This is a genomic window from Arthrobacter sp. P1_B11 (assembly GCF_056406715.1).
On record NZ_JBFTZQ010000006.1, the window covers coordinates 141,721 to 157,878 of the forward strand.

Here is a 16,158-nt window from a genome sequence, read left to right on the forward strand (position 1 = left end):
AGCCACCCCTGGAGAACAGCAGCATGAACACCCAGACCCGCGCGACCACGTCCATGAGTGACGCCCAGGACAAAGCCGGCACACTGATCGAGGCCCTGCCGTGGATCCAGCGCTTTGCCGGAACCACCATGGTGATCAAATACGGCGGCAACGCCATGGTCAACGACGAACTGCGCCGGGCCTTCGCCGAAGACGTCGTGTTCCTGCACCATGTGGGCATCCACCCCGTGGTGGTGCACGGCGGCGGCCCGCAGATCAACGCCATGCTCAGCCGCCTGGGCATCGAGTCCGAGTTCAAGGGCGGCCTGCGTGTCACCACCCCCGAAGCCATGGACGTGGTCCGCATGGTCCTCACCGGCCAGGTGGGACGCGAACTAGTGGGACTGATCAATTCCCACGGCCCGTACGCTGTGGGCATGTCCGGAGAGGACGGCGGTCTGCTGCGCGCCGTCCGCACCGGAACGGTCGTGGACGGCGAGGAAGTGGACCTGGGCCTCGTCGGCGAAGTCGTTGGTGTCAACCCGGAGGGTATCGTCGATATCCTCGCGGCAGGCCGGATCCCGGTGATTTCCACTGTCGCTCCGGAAATCATTGACGAGGACAGCAATGACGAAGGAGCTCGGCGGTTCCAGACCACCGGACAGGTGCTCAACGTCAATGCGGACACTGCGGCCGCTGCCGTCGCGTCGGCCCTTGGCGCCTCCAAGCTGGTGATCCTGACCGACGTCGAAGGCCTCTATGCCAACTGGCCGGACAGGTCATCGCTTATTTCGTCGCTGACGGCCTCGGAGCTGCGGGAGATGCTGCCGCGGCTGGAGTCCGGGATGATCCCCAAAATGGCTGCCTGCCTGAAGGCCGTCGATGAGGGTGTGGAGCGCGCGCACATTGTGGACGGGCGCCTCCCGCACTCCATGTTGCTGGAAACCTTCACCACCGCGGGCATTGGCACGCAGGTGGTACCGGACGAGGAAGTGAATGCATGAGCCAGATTGAAAAGTCCCCGGTGGTCGACCTGGTCGAGACCCGCGGCCACACGACCGGAGCCGAGTGGCTGAGCCGCTACTCGTCCTCGCTCATGGGAGTGTTCGGCACCCCTCAGCGTGTCCTGGTCCGCGGCGCCGGGTGCCTGGTCTGGGATGCCGACGGCAAGGAGTACCTGGACCTGCTCGGCGGCATCGCCGTGAATGCCATGGGCCACGCGCACCCGTTCGTGACGTCGGTGATCTCCAGCCAGCTTGCCACCCTGGGCCACGTCTCCAACTTCTTCACCAGCCCCACGCAGATCGCACTGGCCGAAAAACTGCTCGAACTGAGCAAGGCGCCGGCCGGTTCCAAGGTGTTCTTCGCGAACTCCGGAACGGAGGCCGTCGAGGCCGCGTTCAAGCTGGCCCGGCGGAACAACGGCTCCGGTACGGCCGGGAACGGAACGCCCCGGACCAAGATCATCGCGCTGGAGGGCGCCTTCCACGGCCGGACCATGGGCGCCCTCGCCCTGACCGCCAAGGAAGCGTACCGGGCGCCGTTCGAACCGTTGCCCGGCGGCGTGGTCCACATTCCGTTCGGCGACGTCGACGCCCTCGTGGAGGCGATCGATGAAACCACGGCGGCTGTCTTCCTCGAACCGATCCAGGGCGAGGCCGGCGTCCGCCCCCTGCCCGCCGGCTACCTGCGGGCCGCACGCGAAGCCACCACCAAGGCAGGCGCACTGCTGATCCTAGACGAAGTCCAGACCGGCATCGGACGCACCGGCAAATGGCTGGCCAGTGCAGACGCCGGCATCGTGCCGGACGCCGTCACCCTCGCCAAGGGCCTGGGCGGCGGGTTCCCCATCGGAGCGCTGGTCACGTTCGGCCCTGAAACGTCCGCGCTCCTGACGGCCGGGCAGCACGGCACCACGTTCGGCGGGAACCCGGTGGCTACGGCGGCCGCCCTGGCCACCCTGCACGCCATCGAAAACCAGCACGTCCTGGACAACGTCCGCAGCGTGGGGGAACACCTCCGCTCGAGGCTGGCCGGAATCGACGGCGTCACGGAAGTCCGCGGCGAAGGCCTCCTCATCGGCTTCGACCTGGACGCGGACGTAGCCCCCGCCGTCGTGACAGCCGGCCTGGATGCCGGGTTCATCATCAACAGCCCCGGTCCGCGGACCATCAGGCTGGCCCCGCCCCTGATCCTCACGGAAGAGCAGGCGGACCGTTTCCTGGCCGCCCTTCCTGACATCCTGCACACTGCAAAGGAAGCACAGTGACTTCACCAGCCACATCATCCGTCAAGATCCGCCACTTCCTGAAGGACACCGACCTGACTCCTGCCGAGCAGGCCGAGGTGCTGGACCTCGCCATGCGACTGAAGGCCGCGCCGTACAGCGCGCAGCCCTTCGCGGCAGAGGGCAGCGGCCGCCAGACGGTCGCCGTGATCTTCGACAAGACCTCCACCCGGACCCGGGTTTCCTTCGCCACCGGTGTGGCGGACATGGGTGGAAACGCCCTCATCATCAACCCCGGTGAGGCCCAGATCGGCCACAAGGAATCAGTGGAGGACACCGCCAAGGTGCTTGAGCGCATGGTCTCCACCATCGTGTGGCGCACGGGCGCCCACTCGGGCCTCGTCGCCATGGCGGAAAACTCCCGGGTGCCGGTCATCAATGCCCTCTGCGACGACTACCACCCGTGCCAGCTCCTGGCGGACCTGCTGGCCGTGAAGGAGCACAAGGGCGAGCTCAAGGGGCTCACCATGGCCTACCTTGGCGACGCCGCCAACAACATGGCCAATTCCTACCTGCTGGCCGGTGTCACCGCCGGAATGCACGTCCGCATCGCCGGGCCGGAAGGCTACCTGCCAGCCGCGGGCATCGTGTCGGCGGCCCAGGAGCGCGCCGCGGAAACCGGCGGCTCCGTCCTCGTCACGACGGACGCCGGGGAAGCCCTCAAGGGAGCGGACGTCGTCGCGACGGACACCTGGGTCTCCATGGGCCAGGAAGCCGAAAAGGAAGCCCGGCTGCAGCTTTTCCGCGAGTACTCCGTCGATGAGGCGGCTATGGCACAGGCGGCGGAAGACGCCGTCGTGCTTCACTGCCTTCCCGCGTACCGCGGCTACGAGATCTCGGCGGCCGTCATCGACGGCCCGCAGTCGATCGTCTGGGACGAGGCCGAAAACCGGCTCCACGCGCAGAAGGCGCTGATGGCCTGGCTCATGCACCGGTCGGGCCTGGCCGTTGTTGAGGGACTGCCGCCGGTGGCAGGGCAGGCCTAATTGTCAGTCCAGCCTCCGTCGCCGGGCGCGAGCCCGGCCACCAAGACAGCCCGCCAGGCGCGGATCACCGCGATCCTCACCGGCGAGTCCGTGCGCTCCCAGGCGGAGCTGGCGGCGCTGCTCGCGGACGACGGGGTGCAGGTCACGCAGGCAACCCTGTCGCGGGATCTCGTGGAGCTGGGCGCCGTCCGGGTCCGCGGTAAAGAAGGCGTCCTGGTCTACGCCGTGCCCGGCGAGGGCGGGGAGCGGGGGGCCAAGAGCGGAGTCAGCCAGGAAATCCTTGACGCACGGCTGGCGAGGCTGTGCGGCGAACTCCTGGTCACGGCCGAAGCGTCTGCCAACATTGCCGTGCTGCGCACGCCGCCCGGGGCCGCGAATTTCCTGGCCCTCGCGATCGACCATTCCGTGATGCCGTCCGTCCTGGGCACCATCGCGGGGGACGACACCGTGCTGCTGGTCGCCCGGGATCCGCAGGGCGGACCGGACCTTGCCGCCCGGTTTCTGCAGCTCGCGGAGGAAGCCGGCACCAGCCCGTAGCCGCCGGCCCGAAGCAGCAGCGACGTACAAAAATTGGGCCCGGCACAAGGGTGTGACAGGCTTTCATCAGACGAACAAATTCAACCAAACAACTAAGGAGCATGTGAAGTGACTGAGCGTATTGTTCTGGCCTACTCCGGTGGCCTGGATACTTCTGTAGCCATCGGCTGGATCGGTGAAGCCACCGGCGCCGAGGTCATCGCCGTAGCGGTCGACGTCGGACAGGGCGGCGAATCGCTGGAGACCATCCGCCAGCGCGCGCTGGGCTGCGGTGCCGTCGAAGCCTATGTGGCGGACGCGAGCGACGAGTTCGCCAACGAATACTGCGTGCCCACGCTGAAGGCCAACGCCCTCTACCAGGGCCACTACCCGCTGGTCTCCGCCATCTCCCGCCCGGTGATCGTCAAGCACCTGGTCAAGGCTGCCCGTGAATTCGGCGCCACCACCGTGGCCCACGGCTGTACCGGCAAGGGCAACGACCAGGTCCGCTTCGAAGTGGGCATCCAGACCCTCGGCCCGGACCTGAAGTGCATCGCGCCGGTCCGTGACCTTGCCCTGACCCGGGACAAGGCCATCGCCTTCGCCGAGGAAAAGGGACTGCCGATCGAGACCACCAAGAAGAACCCGTACTCGATCGACCAGAACGTCTGGGGACGCGCCGTCGAAACCGGCTACCTCGAGGACATCTGGAACGCCCCCACGAAGGACATCTACGACTACACCGCCACGCCGGAATTCCCGCCGGCCCCGGATGAGGTCACCATCTCCTTCGAAGCCGGCGTGCCGGTAGCGATCGACGGCGTCAAGGTCACCCCGCTGCAGGCCATCAAGGAACTCAACCGCCGCGCCGGCGCGCAGGGCGTGGGCCGCATCGACGTCGTCGAGGACCGCCTCGTGGGCATCAAGTCCCGCGAAATCTACGAGGCCCCTGGTGCCATGGCGCTGATCACCGCGCACAAGCACCTCGAAGACATCACCATCGAGCGCGAACAGGCACGCTTCAAGGCCACCGTTGGCCAGCGCTGGGCCGAGCTTGTGTACGACGGCCAGTGGTTCTCCCCGCTCAAGCGCTCCCTGGACGCCTTCATCGAGGACACCCAGAAGTATGTCTCCGGCGACATCCGCATGGTGCTGCACGGCGGCCAGGCGATCGTCAACGGCCGCCGCTCCGAGACCTCGCTTTACGACTTCGACCTCGCCACGTACGACACCGGCGACACCTTCGACCAGTCGATGGCCCGCGGCTTCATCGAACTGTGGGGCATGTCCGCCAAGGTTGCCTCCGGCCGCGACCTCCGCGTCGCCGGAAAGTAGCCCCTGTGGCTGAGCAGGAAACCACCAAATCGGAAGCAACGAACACTGGAGCCCTGTGGGGCGGCCGCTTTGCCGGCGGCCCCGCAGACGCCCTGGCAGCGCTGAGCAAGTCAACGCACTTTGACTGGCGCCTGGCCCGTTACGACATTGCCGGCTCGGTGGCGCACGCACGCGTGCTGCACAAGGCAGGCCTCCTGGACGATGCCGAGCTGGAGGGCATGCTCGCGGCCCTCAAGCAGCTGGACGCGGACGTCGCCTCCGGCGCCTACACGGCCGCGGAGTCCGACGAGGACGTGCACGGCTCGCTGGAACGGGGCCTGATCGAGCGCGCCGGCACCCAGCTGGGCGGCAAGCTCCGCGCCGGCCGGTCACGCAACGACCAGGTGGCCACCCTCGGCCGCATGTTCCTGCGCGACCACGCCCGGATCATTGCCCGAGGAGTCCTGGCCACCATCGATGCTCTCGTGGAGCAGGCCAAGGCGCACCGGGGCGTGGCCATGCCTGGCCGCACGCACCTCCAGCACGCGCAGCCGGTCCTGCTCAGCCACCATCTGCTGGCCCACGCCTGGGCGCTGCTGCGCGATGTCCAGCGGCTGCAGGACTGGGACAAACGCGCCGGCGTTTCGCCCTACGGCTCCGGCGCTCTTGCGGGCTCCTCGCTGGGCCTGGACCCGGAAGCTGTTGCTGCGGACTTGGGCTTCTTCTCGGCAACGCACAACTCGATCGACGGCACCGCCTCCCGCGATGTCTTCGCTGAGTTCGCCTGGGTGACCGCCATGATCGGCGTGGACCTCTCGCGTGTCTCGGAGGAAGTGATCCTGTGGGCCACGAAGGAGTTTTCCTTCGTCACGCTGCATGATTCCTACTCCACGGGCTCCTCGATCATGCCGCAGAAGAAGAACCCGGACGTGGCTGAACTGGCACGCGGCAAGGCCGGCCGGCTGATCGGCAACCTGACCGGGCTGCTGGCCACGCTCAAGGGACTGCCGCTCGCGTACAACCGCGACCTCCAAGAGGACAAAGAGCCGGTGTTCGACGCCGCCGACACGCTGGAGCTCCTGCTCCCGGCAGTCTCCGGCATGATCGCGACGCTGAAGTTCAACACCGAACGGATGGAGTCGCTGGCACCGCAGGGCTTCGCGCTGGCCACCGACATTGCCGAATGGCTGGTCCGCCAGGGCGTCCCGTTCCGCGAGGCGCATGAGCTCTCCGGCGCCGCGGTGAAGCAGGCCGAAGGCCGCGGCGTCGAGCTCTGGGACCTTACGGATGAGGAATACGCCGCCATCTCGGAGCACCTGACGCCGGAGGTCCGCACAGTCCTCAGCACCGAGGGTTCGCTCAACAGCCGCAACTCGCAGGGCGGCACGGCACCGGCCGCCGTCGAACGCCAGCTTGGTGCGCTGGAAGCCGAGCTCGCCGGTGTGCGGGAGTACGCCGGCTAACAGCCGCACGCTCTCTCACTTCCTGCAGCTTTTTGGGCAACGCTCTCTCACTTTCCTCAAGAAAGGGAGAGAGCGTTGCCGATTTTCCTGCGAAAAGTGAGAGAGCGTTGCGCGTTAACGAGCGAAAACTCCCCGCTACCATGGCGCCATGAGCGAATCCTTCCGCCGGCAATTGCGTGCCCTGCCGGATTTCCCCGAAAACCTTCCGGACTTTGATGCGGCTACTGCCCCCGCGGACCCGGCCGAGCTGTTCCGGAAGTGGCTGGCGGCTGCCCTGGATGCCGGGGAGCGGCAGCCGCATGCGTGCAGCCTGGCCACGGCGGATTCCGACGGCCAGCCGTCGTCCCGGATGCTGATCCTGAAAGACATCGACGACGACGGCTGGCACATCGCGACGTCCCGTACCTCACGCAAGGGGAGGGAACTATCGGCGAACCCCAGGGCCGCGCTGAACTTCTACTGGCCGCTGCAGGGCAGGCAGGTCCGTGTGGTTGGCCACGCGGTGGAGCTGTCCGCGGAGGCATCGGCGGCGGACTGGGACGCCCGGCCAGCGGCGGACGGCAGCCACAATCCGGACTGGCAGCTTTACGCCATCCAGCCTCTGGAGATCGAGTTCTGGCAGGCCCGGCACGACCGCAGGCACATCAGGCACTTCTACCGGCCGGCGGGGAACGCCGAGCTGCGTTAAGGCCGATTAACCGTCCGCTACGATTGCCGTATGACCGCAATCACACCTGAGACAGTACTCACGGAACTGCACAAAGCGGCCGACGCCGTTGCCTCCCAGGCGGCAAAACTCACCGCTGATGACGTCCCGGCGTCGTCGAAACTTCCGGGCTGGACACGGGGACATGTTCTGGCCCACATCACCGGGATCTCGAACGCGATGGCCCGACAGCTGGAGTTCGCCGCTCGCGGCGCTTCCGTGGAGTTGTACGACGGCGGCTACGAGGGCCGCACGAAGGCGATCGGGATGGCCGCGGGGCACAGCATCGATGAACACCGCGCCGACCTGGACGCCGCGCTGGAACGGGCGCTCCGGGCCTTCGACGCGCTGGATGCCGCCGGTTGGCAGGTCCCCATCGCCTACCGCGGGGGAGTGGTCTTCGACGGCGGCCGCGCCCTCTGGCGCGAACTCGTGATCCATGCCTCGGACCTCGGCACGGGTCCTGGCCCTGAAGCGTGGAGCAGGCTTTTCTGCGAGCATCTGTTCGACTTCCTGACGGCACGGGTTCCGGAGGGGCAGAAGTTTGTGCTCCAGCCGCTGGGCCTGCCGCCCGTGGCCATCGGAGCCGGCGGGCGTTCCACGGTGATCAGCGGGATGGTCACGGATATCGCTGCGTGGCTGGCCGGGCGCGAACCTTCGTTGGGCAGCCTGCGTGCCTCGGCAGCCGCCGACGGAGTGGACCTGCCGGAGCTGCTTCCTTGGCCCTCGGGAGTGCCGCACTAGCCGGATGCTGGACCCTTGCCCGCCCTATCGCATTTTTGTCAGGGGTCGCTGGCAGACTCTGGTTATGGACGGCAACCAGAAGCCAGTAGCGGCACCATGATTGACCAGTTGCGGGAGCTGGAGGATCTTAAGTCCGCGGCGGCTGCCACTCAGGCCCGGATCGCCGTCGCGTTTGAGCCCGCCGGTGACTCCGGCGATGCCGGCAGCGCGGCGTTCAGGGTCCGGAAATGCCACAGCCTCAAACCCGCCAGAGACGCGAACTCCGGCACCAAGCCAAGGCCCACAAACGCGCACGCCCCACCGGGCCGATAGCCGCCTAAGACCTAGGTCCGGGTGAGGGCCTCTTTTTCACGGGCCAGCAGGCTTTCCTTGATCCGCAGCCCCCACCGGAAACCGCCCAACGTGCCGTCGGTGCGGACCACACGGTGGCACGGCACGAAAAGGGCCGCAGCGTTGAAGGCGCACGCGCTGGCCGCGGCGCGGACCGCTTTGGCGTTGCCGGACAGCACCGCGTATTCGGTGTACGTCACCGGCGCGCCGGGGCTGACGGTGCGCAGCACATCCCAGGCATGGGCGCGGAACGGGCCTGACTTCTGCAGCACCGGCACGCTCATGGCCGGAACAGGATCCCCGGCGTAGAAGGCTTCCACCGCGGAGGAGATGGGGCCGAGGTCGTCCACGCTGTCGTACGCCACGGGCTGCAGCTCCGGATGGATCTGCCCGGTGAGTTCGCCCGAATCGGCGGTCCAGCCCGAAGCCAGCACAACGCCGTCGCGGGCGATGATCGTGAATGGGCCGTCCGGCGTGGTCATGGTGAGCAGCTGCGCATTCATGTCTGCGCCGTTGTGCTGAGATGTCATTTCAAAGCCTTCTTTGTGGTGGTTTTCGGCGCGGCCGCTGCGGCGCGCCAGAGGTGCATGGTGGCGTACGACCGCCACGGGCTGACTTCGCTGAAATCTGAGGACAGCGTGGAATCAGGCGAGGCGCCTTGAGTGGCGGACACCTGCCCGAGTGCCCGGATTCCATTGCGTACCGCGGCGTCGTTGGCCAGGAAGATATCCGGTGCGCCGATCACTCGCATCGCAACGTATCCCACTGTCCAGGGGCCCACGCCCGCCAAGGGAAGGAGATTCGCGCGAAGACCGGGCAGATCGTCCCCGTAGCCCAGGTCCAGGTCCCCGGAAGCAAGCGCCGCGGCGGTTGCCACAAGGGAGTCTATTCTCCGCCGCGGCCCGCGCAGCAGTCCTTGGCCGGCCAGTGCGATCTGCTCCGGCGTCGGGAACATCCTGTCCAAGCCTTCGCCGGGAGCGGTGCTCGGGCTGCCCGCGGCGGCCAGCTGGGTGAGGGCCGTCCTGGCCGCGGCCACCGTGATCTGCTGCCCGACCATGGCGCGGACCAGGAGCTCGTGCGGATCCAGGGCGCCGGGCATGCGGATGCCGGGAGTTTCGGCAACAGCCTCTGACAGCCGGGGATCGGTGCCGAGTGCTCCGTCAATGGCGAGGGGGTCGGCGTCGAGGTCGAAGAGCCGGCGGACCCTGCTCAGCAGGGCTGACAGGTCGCGCAGGTCCACCGCGCCGATGGTGAGCACCAGGGGCCGCCCAGGGGCGCCGGCGTCGTACTCGACCCTGAAGCGCGCGTCACCGTGCGGCAGCCGCAGCGAACGGGCATAGGACGACGGCGTGCCCGCCTCGATTCCGGGAATGGCGCGGACCGCAAGGAAGCCGAAGATGCCCGGGTCGAAGGGTTCACGGTAGGGAAGGTTCAGCGTGAGCGCGGTACTGGCAGCCGGCGACGGATGAATCCGCGCGGTGGCGCGCAGGGCGGTGGGGGTCATGTCGAACACCTCGCCCACGGTCTCATTGAACTGGCGAACGCTGCTGAACCCGGCCGCGAAAGCGATGTCCGCGAGTTTCATGGGCGTCGACACCAGCAGTGTTCGGGCGGTCTGTGCCTTGCTGGCCCGGGCGAGGGAGAGCGGCCCGGCGCCGAGCTCGTGGCTGAGGATTCTGTTCAGCTGCCGGGACGAATATCCCAGGCGTGCGGCCAGTCCTTCCACGCCGTCGCGGTTGATCACGCCGTCGTTGATGAGCCGCATGGCACGGCCCGCGATGTCCGAGCGCACGTTCCACGCAGGCGTTCCCGGCACTGCTTCCGGAAGGCAGCGCTTGCACGCGCGGTAGCCGGCGTCGTGGGCCGCAGCCGAGGTTTCGTAAAAGGTGACGTTCTCGGCTTTCGGCGTCCTGGCCGGGCACGAGGGCCTGCAATAGATTCCCGTGGTCCGCACCGCCGTATAGAACTGCCCGTCGAAACGGGTGTCCCGTGCGTCGATTGCACGGTAGCGCTGCAAGAAGTCCATGACTCCATCCTGCCAGCCGAAGCAGGACGCAGCTAGCGGAAATCGGACATCGCCGTGCGATAGTTTGCGCCCTCCCGTCGGTGGCGGGGGCACGGGTGGGTAAAGTCGGAGCATGACCGTCAGCAGCAGCCACCCCGCATCGGAGGACGAGGATCACGTGCGGGAATTCCTCACCGGCGATGCCCGCGAGGTAGCGCCCCTGCTCCTGGGCGCCGTCCTCACCCACCACAGCCCGGATGGTCCTGTGTCCGTGCGGATCACGGAACTCGAGGCCTACATGGGGCCCGGCGATTCGCTGCATCCCGATCCCGGGTCCCACACATTCCGCGGCCCCACGCGCCGGAACGCGCCGATGTTCGGCCCGGCCGGGCATCTTTATGTGTACTTCACATACGGCATGCACAGTTGCGCCAACATCGTCTGCGGGCCGTCCGGCCACGCCTCCGCCGTGCTGCTGCGTGCGGGAGAGATTGTGGACGGGCTGCCGCTTGCCTTGGCGAGGCGGCCGACGTCGAAATCGGCCAAGGACCTGGCCAGCGGACCTGCCCGCCTGGCCACCGCCCTCGGACTGACGACGGCGGACAGCGGCCGGGACGCGCTCACGCACCCGTTCAGCCTCGAACTTCCCCCGGCGCCGGTGGCCGGCGTAAGCGCCGGACCCAGAGTGGGCGTCGCCGGGGACGGCGGATCGCACGACTATCCCTGGCGTTTCTGGCTGACGGGGGACCCCACGGTTTCCCGCTATAAGGCGGCGAAGGTGCGTTCGGCCTAGTCCGTGACCGGCGGGGTTCAGTAACGCGGCGGCTCGGCAACACGTCGTAGGCTTGACGGGTGAACCAGAGCGAGCAGACCCCGGCCCCCAAATCCGTTCCCGTGGACCAGCTGATCACCCGGCTTTGCGCCACCGTGCCGGACTATCCGAAGCCGGGAATCGTGTTCAAGGACCTGACTCCCGTGTTCGCCGACGGCCGTGCGCTGCGGGCCGTCGTGGACTCCCTGGTGGAACCGTTCAAGGGCCAGTTCGATGCCGTGGCAGGCGTCGAGGCCCGCGGCTTCCTGCTTGCCGCCGCCGCAGCCTACGCCACGGGAACAGGGGTCATCACCGTGCGGAAAGCGGGCAAACTGCCCCGTGACGTCTACGCCGAGGATTACGCCCTGGAGTACGGAACCTCCACGCTTGAACTCCACAAGACGGACCTGCCCGCCGGCAGCCGGGTGCTGATCCTGGACGACGTCCTGGCCACCGGCGGAACACTCAGTGCAGCGGTGCGGCTCTTCGAACGCTGCGGTGTCCACGGGTCCGGCGTGGGAGTGGTCATGGAGCTGGGGGAGCTGCGCGGCCGCGCAGCCCTTGCCGGGCACCGCGTCCGCTCGCTGCTCCGCCTCTAGCAGCTCGTGTGAGCAGCCAGCGCTGGCGACAATTCTCTGAGGCGCCGGAAATACATGGCACCACGGGCGCGCTGACAAAAATGGTTGTAGAATGGACGGTCTGTCTTTTGCGATAGGGGAACGTTTAGATGCTCGACGCCGATTTGGCCCACGAACGGGACTATGTTGCCGGTCTGTACGCACGGCTTGATGAATTGCGCGAGGAAAAGCGCACCCAGCTGGCGCACGTGCGCCGTGCCGGCGCTGTGGGCACCATGCAGAACGTTTCAGAACGCGACGCCTTTGCTGCACTGTACGAAGACCGCCTGGCGCAACTCGACGCCGTCGACGACCGCCTCGTGTTCGGCCGGCTGGACCTCGACTCGGGCGAGGCGCAGTACATCGGCCGCATCGGCCTGACCACCGAGGACCTCCAGCGCCTCATGGTGGACTGGCGTGCGCCCGAAGCCGGGCACTTTTACCAGGCCACTGCCTTCGACCGCCAGGGTGTTCGCCGTCGCCGGCACCTGATCCTGCAGGGCCGCGAGGTCAAGGCCATCGAAGACGACGTCCTCGACGCGGACATGCTGGCAGACAACGACTCCCTGCAGGGTGAAGGTGCCCTGCTCGCTGCCCTGAACTCGAAGCGGACCGGCCGGATGTCGGACATCGTCGGCACCATCCAGTCCGAACAGGACCGCATCATCCGGTCCTCCATCTCCGGAGCCCTTGTCGTCCAGGGTGGTCCGGGAACGGGCAAAACCGCCGTTGCGCTCCACCGCGCCGCATACTTGCTGTACACGCACCGGGACAGGCTCAAGACCGCCGGCGTGCTGCTCGTGGGACCGTCGTCGTCGTTCATGAAGTACATCGAACGCGTCCTGCCCTCGCTCGGCGAGACCGGAGTGGTGATGGCGAGCGTTGGCCGGCTGATGCCGGGCATCAATGCCGTGCCCGAGCCGGAGGCGGACGTCGCTGCAATCAAGGGGCGGCTGGACATGGCCGACGTCGTCGCCAACGCCGTGGCAAACCGCCAGCGCATCCCCGCCGAAAACCGCATTCTGGAAGTGGACGGACGCAAGCTGGTCCTCACGCCGCGGCAGGTCCGGCGGGCCCGGGAGCGCGCCCGCTCCACCGGCAAGCCGCACAACGAGGCACGCGTTACCTTCGTCAAGATTTTGCTCCGGGAACTGACGGAGCAGATGACGGAACTGGTGGAAGCCGGCAACATCGGCAACAATGCCGACCGGTCCTACCTCGCCGAGGATGTGCGCTCCGCACGGGATGTCCGCGTGGCCCTGAACCTCTGCTGGATGCCGATGACGCCCGAAAAGCTTGTCAGTGAACTGCTGAGCAAACCCGCGATTTTGGAAGCCTGCACGCCCAAGCTGACCGCCAAGGAGCGCGAACTCCTGCTCCGGGCACCTGACGCCCGGTGGACCGAGGCCGACGTTCCCCTGCTCGACGAGGCAGCCGAACTCCTCGGCGAGCTCGATCCCGCCGCGGGCCGCGGACTGGCACAGCAGGAGCACGACCGCGCCCGCGATCTGGCAAACGCCCGGCAGACGCTCGTCAACATGGAGACGGCCGGCGTCGATGTCCTGGTCTCTGCCGAGGAACTGGTTGAGCAGAACGAGGAACGCGAGGCACGGCTGACCGCCGCCGAGCGTGCCACCAGCGACCGCACCTGGGCATTCGGCCATATCGTGGTCGACGAAGCCCAGGAACTTTCGCCCATGCAGTGGCGCCTCCTCGTCCGGCGCTGCCCGCTGAAGTCCTTCACCATCGTGGGGGACATTGCCCAGACCAGCTCCGTGGCCGGCGCGAATTCGTGGCAGGGTGCACTCGCTCCGATGTTCGGAGACCGCTGGCAGCTCGAAGAGCTCACGGTCAACTACCGGACACCGTCGCAGATCGCCGAGGCCGCAGCCCGGATGGCAAACGCCGCCGGGCTCGTGGTGTCCGCACCCAAGGCTGTCCGTGAGGGCCGTTGGTCGCCCGTCATCGACCGCGTGGAGCCGGGCGGCCTGGTGAGCCGGCTGGTGGAGGTGCTCCCGGAGGAGCTGGACGCGATCGACGGCGGCCTGCTGGCGGTGATTGCCGACGGCGATCTCCTGGCGGAAGCGACGTCAGCGCTGCGCGCGGCCTACGGCCGCCGCATCGGGACGGGCGCCGGCAGCTACGAACAGGACGTTGTGGTGATCAGTCCCAGGGAAGCCAAGGGCCTCGAGTTCGACGGCGTGGTGGTCCTTGAACCGTCCGTGATGCTGAATCATGAACACGGACGCGTGGGAGACCTCTATGTGGCGATGACCCGGCCCACCCAACGGCTCCGGCTCATCGCTGCTGACGGCATTCCGGCGGGCATCGAACGCTAGAAGTTGAAGAGAACGGCCCGGGCGCCTGACATCCGAACCTTCATCGGGGGCCAGGCGCCGCCGATCCTGCTAACTTAGAAGTCGTGTCACACCTAAACGACCTCGAATCCCAGCAGAACGACCCCAGCTTTGCCAACGTCTGGCAGGAGCTCAAATGGCGCGGCCTTGTCCACGTCTCCACCGACGAGGTGGAGCTGGAGAAACTCCTCGCAGGGGATGCGGTCACGTATTACTGCGGGTTCGACCCCACGGCGCCGAGCCTGCACCTGGGAAACCTGGTCCAGCTCCTCCTTATGAGGAGGCTGCAACTGGCCGGCCACAAGCCCCTGGGTCTCGTGGGCGGCTCCACCGGCCTGATCGGGGATCCGCGGCCGACGGCGGAACGCACCCTGAACACGAAGGACACCGTCACTGAGTGGGTGGGCTACCTGCAGGCCCAGGTCCGCAGGTTCCTCAGCTTCGAGGGCGGCAACGCTGCCCGCATGGTCAACAACCTCGACTGGACCGCGCCGCTGAGCGCGATCGACTTCCTGCGCGAGATCGGAAAGCACTTCCGTGTAGGCACCATGCTGCGCAAAGACGCTGTCGCGTCACGCCTCAGCTCGGACGAAGGCATCAGCTACACGGAGTTCAGCTACCAGATCCTGCAGGGGATGGACTACCTCCAGCTCCACCGCGACTACGGCTGTGTTCTGCAGACCGGCGGATCCGACCAGTGGGGCAACCTCACCAGCGGTACGGAACTCATCCGCAAGGTGGAGGGCAAGACCGTCCACGCGCTCGGCACCCCGCTCATCACCAACTCCGACGGCACCAAGTTCGGCAAGAGCGAGGGCAACGCCATCTGGCTGGACGCGGCCATGTGCAGCCCGTACACGTTCTACCAGTTCTGGCTGAACACGGCGGATGCCGATGTTGTGGACCGCCTTAAGGTCTTCACGTTCCTAGGCAGGGCAGAGATTGAGGCACTGGCGGAATCCATTGCTGAGCGTCCCTTCGCCCGGGAGGGCCAGCGCAAGCTTGCTTACGAAGTGACTTCGCTGGTTCACGGCGTCGACGCCACAGAAAAGGTCATCGCTGCGTCGGCCGCCGTGTTCGGCAACGGCGACCTCTCGTTGCTTGACGAGCAGACCCTCGCGGCCGCGACCGCCGAACTGCCTTCCGCGTCAGTGGACGGGGCGGGCCTGGGCATCATCGATCTCCTGGTTGCCTCAGGACTGTCGGAGAGCAAATCCGCTGCCCGCAGGACCGTCAGTGAGGGCGGCGCTTACGTCAACAATGCCAAGGTGTCAGATCCGGATGCTGTGATTCCTGCATCCGAGCTGCTTCACGGAAAGTACTTGCTGCTGCGCCGGGGAAAGAAGAACCTGGCCACCGTTCAGGTGTCAGGCGTCTAGCACTTCTGGCGCCGCAAAAACCCAATTGCACGCTCCTTCGCAGCCGATTTGCACGGCCGCGGGGGAGCGTGTAATGTTTTCTGAGTCGCCGCCGCTGAGTGGTGACAAACCCCCCTTCACTTGAGATGCGATTCTTCATGTGCAACGCACGAAATGAAGAAAAGCTTCCATTTGCTATGGGCGGATTCGTACCACCAAGTGAATATCGGGAAAACAACCCGGATTTGCAAAGTGAATATGAATGAAATAAGCTATAAACATCGCAGCGAAGAAATGCGAAACAAATGAAATTTGCGAATAGACTTGCGAATTGTTTCGAGAAGTATTCGAATGTGTCTGTTGTTTGAGAACTCAATAGTGTGCCAAGTTTGTTGATACCGGTTTATTTTATATGAATTGGTTGAATTGACCRGRYTGCGCCGCCCCTGTGGTGTGGTCTGGTTTTTACAGCTGGTTTCAAATTTTGTGCAGCTTGGTTCCGCGTTTTCCCGTGGTTCCTGGTTGTGTCTGTTTTTTTCAACGGAGAGTTTGATCCTGGCTCAGGATGAACGCTGGCGGCGTGCTTAACACATGCAAGTCGAACGATGATCCGGTGCTTGCAYCGGGGATTAGTGGCGAACGGGTGAGTAACACGTGAGTAACCTGCCCTTAACTCTGGGATAAG

Annotated in this window: 14 protein-coding genes and 1 rRNA gene; 13 read left to right on the forward strand and 2 right to left on the reverse strand. The window is 66.4% G+C overall.

What is annotated here, in order from left to right; all coding sequences use genetic code 11:
• Positions 1 to 23 precede the first annotated feature (23 nt).
• From argB to AC1D14_RS07090, 8 genes are all read left to right on the forward strand, one after another.
• Positions 24 to 983 (forward strand): acetylglutamate kinase, encoded by a 960-nt coding sequence (argB, locus tag AC1D14_RS07055; protein WP_476968229.1) that lies wholly within the window; start codon positions 24 to 26, stop codon positions 981 to 983.
• On the forward strand, positions 980 to 2,248 hold the full coding sequence (locus AC1D14_RS07060; RefSeq protein WP_230117626.1) for an acetylornithine transaminase: 1,269 nt from the start codon (positions 980 to 982) through the stop codon (positions 2,246 to 2,248). Before argB ends, AC1D14_RS07060 begins: the two co-directional genes overlap by 4 nt.
• Positions 2,245 to 3,252, forward strand: a complete 1,008-nt coding sequence (gene argF / locus AC1D14_RS07065) for an ornithine carbamoyltransferase (protein ID WP_230117627.1) — start codon at positions 2,245 to 2,247, stop codon at positions 3,250 to 3,252. Before AC1D14_RS07060 ends, argF begins: the two co-directional genes overlap by 4 nt.
• Positions 3,253 to 3,789, forward strand: coding sequence for an arginine repressor (locus AC1D14_RS07070; protein ID WP_230117628.1), 537 nt, complete (start codon positions 3,253 to 3,255; stop codon positions 3,787 to 3,789).
• Positions 3,790 to 3,897: 108 nt separating this feature from the next.
• Positions 3,898 to 5,103, forward strand: a complete 1,206-nt coding sequence (locus AC1D14_RS07075) for an argininosuccinate synthase (RefSeq protein WP_230117629.1) — start codon at positions 3,898 to 3,900, stop codon at positions 5,101 to 5,103.
• A gap of 5 nt (positions 5,104 to 5,108) precedes the next feature.
• Entirely contained in the window at positions 5,109 to 6,545 is a 1,437-nt protein-coding gene (gene argH / locus AC1D14_RS07080) for an argininosuccinate lyase (protein ID WP_230117630.1), read from the forward strand.
• Between the two features lie 148 nt (positions 6,546 to 6,693).
• Entirely contained in the window at positions 6,694 to 7,233 is a 540-nt protein-coding gene (locus AC1D14_RS07085) for a pyridoxine/pyridoxamine 5'-phosphate oxidase (protein ID WP_476968230.1), read from the forward strand.
• A 30-nt stretch (positions 7,234 to 7,263) separates the two neighbouring features.
• Complete coding sequence (locus tag AC1D14_RS07090) at positions 7,264 to 7,995, forward strand: maleylpyruvate isomerase family mycothiol-dependent enzyme (protein ID WP_230117632.1); 732 nt, start codon at positions 7,264 to 7,266, stop codon at positions 7,993 to 7,995.
• A gap of 323 nt (positions 7,996 to 8,318) precedes the next feature.
• Here AC1D14_RS07090 and AC1D14_RS07095 read toward each other — a convergent pair whose 3' ends face one another.
• Positions 8,319 to 8,828 carry a methylated-DNA--[protein]-cysteine S-methyltransferase gene (locus AC1D14_RS07095; protein WP_230117644.1) on the reverse strand — a complete coding sequence of 170 codons (510 nt, stop codon included), beginning with the start codon at positions 8,826 to 8,828 and terminating at the stop codon, positions 8,319 to 8,321.
• 23 nt (positions 8,829 to 8,851) lie between these two features.
• Positions 8,852 to 10,351, reverse strand: coding sequence for a DNA-3-methyladenine glycosylase 2 family protein (locus tag AC1D14_RS07100; protein ID WP_476968231.1), 1,500 nt, complete (start codon positions 10,349 to 10,351; stop codon positions 8,852 to 8,854).
• 112 nt (positions 10,352 to 10,463) lie between these two features.
• On the opposite strand from AC1D14_RS07100, the gene AC1D14_RS07105 reads away from it, so the two are divergent.
• The 5 genes from AC1D14_RS07105 to AC1D14_RS07125 form a co-directional block, all read left to right on the forward strand.
• Positions 10,464 to 11,123 (forward strand): DNA-3-methyladenine glycosylase, encoded by a 660-nt coding sequence (locus AC1D14_RS07105; RefSeq protein WP_230117634.1) that lies wholly within the window; start codon positions 10,464 to 10,466, stop codon positions 11,121 to 11,123.
• Between the two features lie 59 nt (positions 11,124 to 11,182).
• Positions 11,183 to 11,740 (forward strand): adenine phosphoribosyltransferase, encoded by a 558-nt coding sequence (locus AC1D14_RS07110; protein WP_476968232.1) that lies wholly within the window; start codon positions 11,183 to 11,185, stop codon positions 11,738 to 11,740.
• Between the two features lie 128 nt (positions 11,741 to 11,868).
• On the forward strand, positions 11,869 to 14,097 hold the full coding sequence (locus tag AC1D14_RS07115; RefSeq protein WP_230117636.1) for a HelD family protein: 2,229 nt from the start codon (positions 11,869 to 11,871) through the stop codon (positions 14,095 to 14,097).
• A gap of 83 nt (positions 14,098 to 14,180) precedes the next feature.
• A complete protein-coding gene (tyrS, locus tag AC1D14_RS07120; protein ID WP_230117637.1) occupies positions 14,181 to 15,494 on the forward strand; it encodes a tyrosine--tRNA ligase in 1,314 nt (437 codons plus the stop codon).
• A gap of 516 nt (positions 15,495 to 16,010) precedes the next feature.
• Positions 16,011 to 16,158 (forward strand): 16S ribosomal RNA (locus tag AC1D14_RS07125); the annotation flags it as partial.

Bases quoted from the DNA above. Each gene is read 5' to 3' on its own strand.
- argB (WP_476968229.1), top strand. From the start codon at position 24: ATGAACACCCAGACCCGCGCGACCACGTCCATGAGTGACGCCCAGGAC.
- AC1D14_RS07060 (WP_230117626.1), top strand. From the start codon at position 980: ATGAGCCAGATTGAAAAGTCCCCGGTGGTCGACCTGGTCGAGACCCGC.
- AC1D14_RS07085 (WP_476968230.1), top strand. From the start codon at position 6,694: ATGAGCGAATCCTTCCGCCGGCAATTGCGTGCCCTGCCGGATTTCCCC.
- AC1D14_RS07090 (WP_230117632.1), top strand. From the start codon at position 7,264: ATGACCGCAATCACACCTGAGACAGTACTCACGGAACTGCACAAAGCG.
- AC1D14_RS07095 (WP_230117644.1), bottom strand. From the start codon at position 8,828: ATGAATGCGCAGCTGCTCACCATGACCACGCCGGACGGCCCATTCACG.
- AC1D14_RS07100 (WP_476968231.1), bottom strand. From the start codon at position 10,351: ATGGACTTCTTGCAGCGCTACCGTGCAATCGACGCACGGGACACCCGT.
- AC1D14_RS07105 (WP_230117634.1), top strand. From the start codon at position 10,464: ATGACCGTCAGCAGCAGCCACCCCGCATCGGAGGACGAGGATCACGTG.
- AC1D14_RS07115 (WP_230117636.1), top strand. From the start codon at position 11,869: ATGCTCGACGCCGATTTGGCCCACGAACGGGACTATGTTGCCGGTCTG.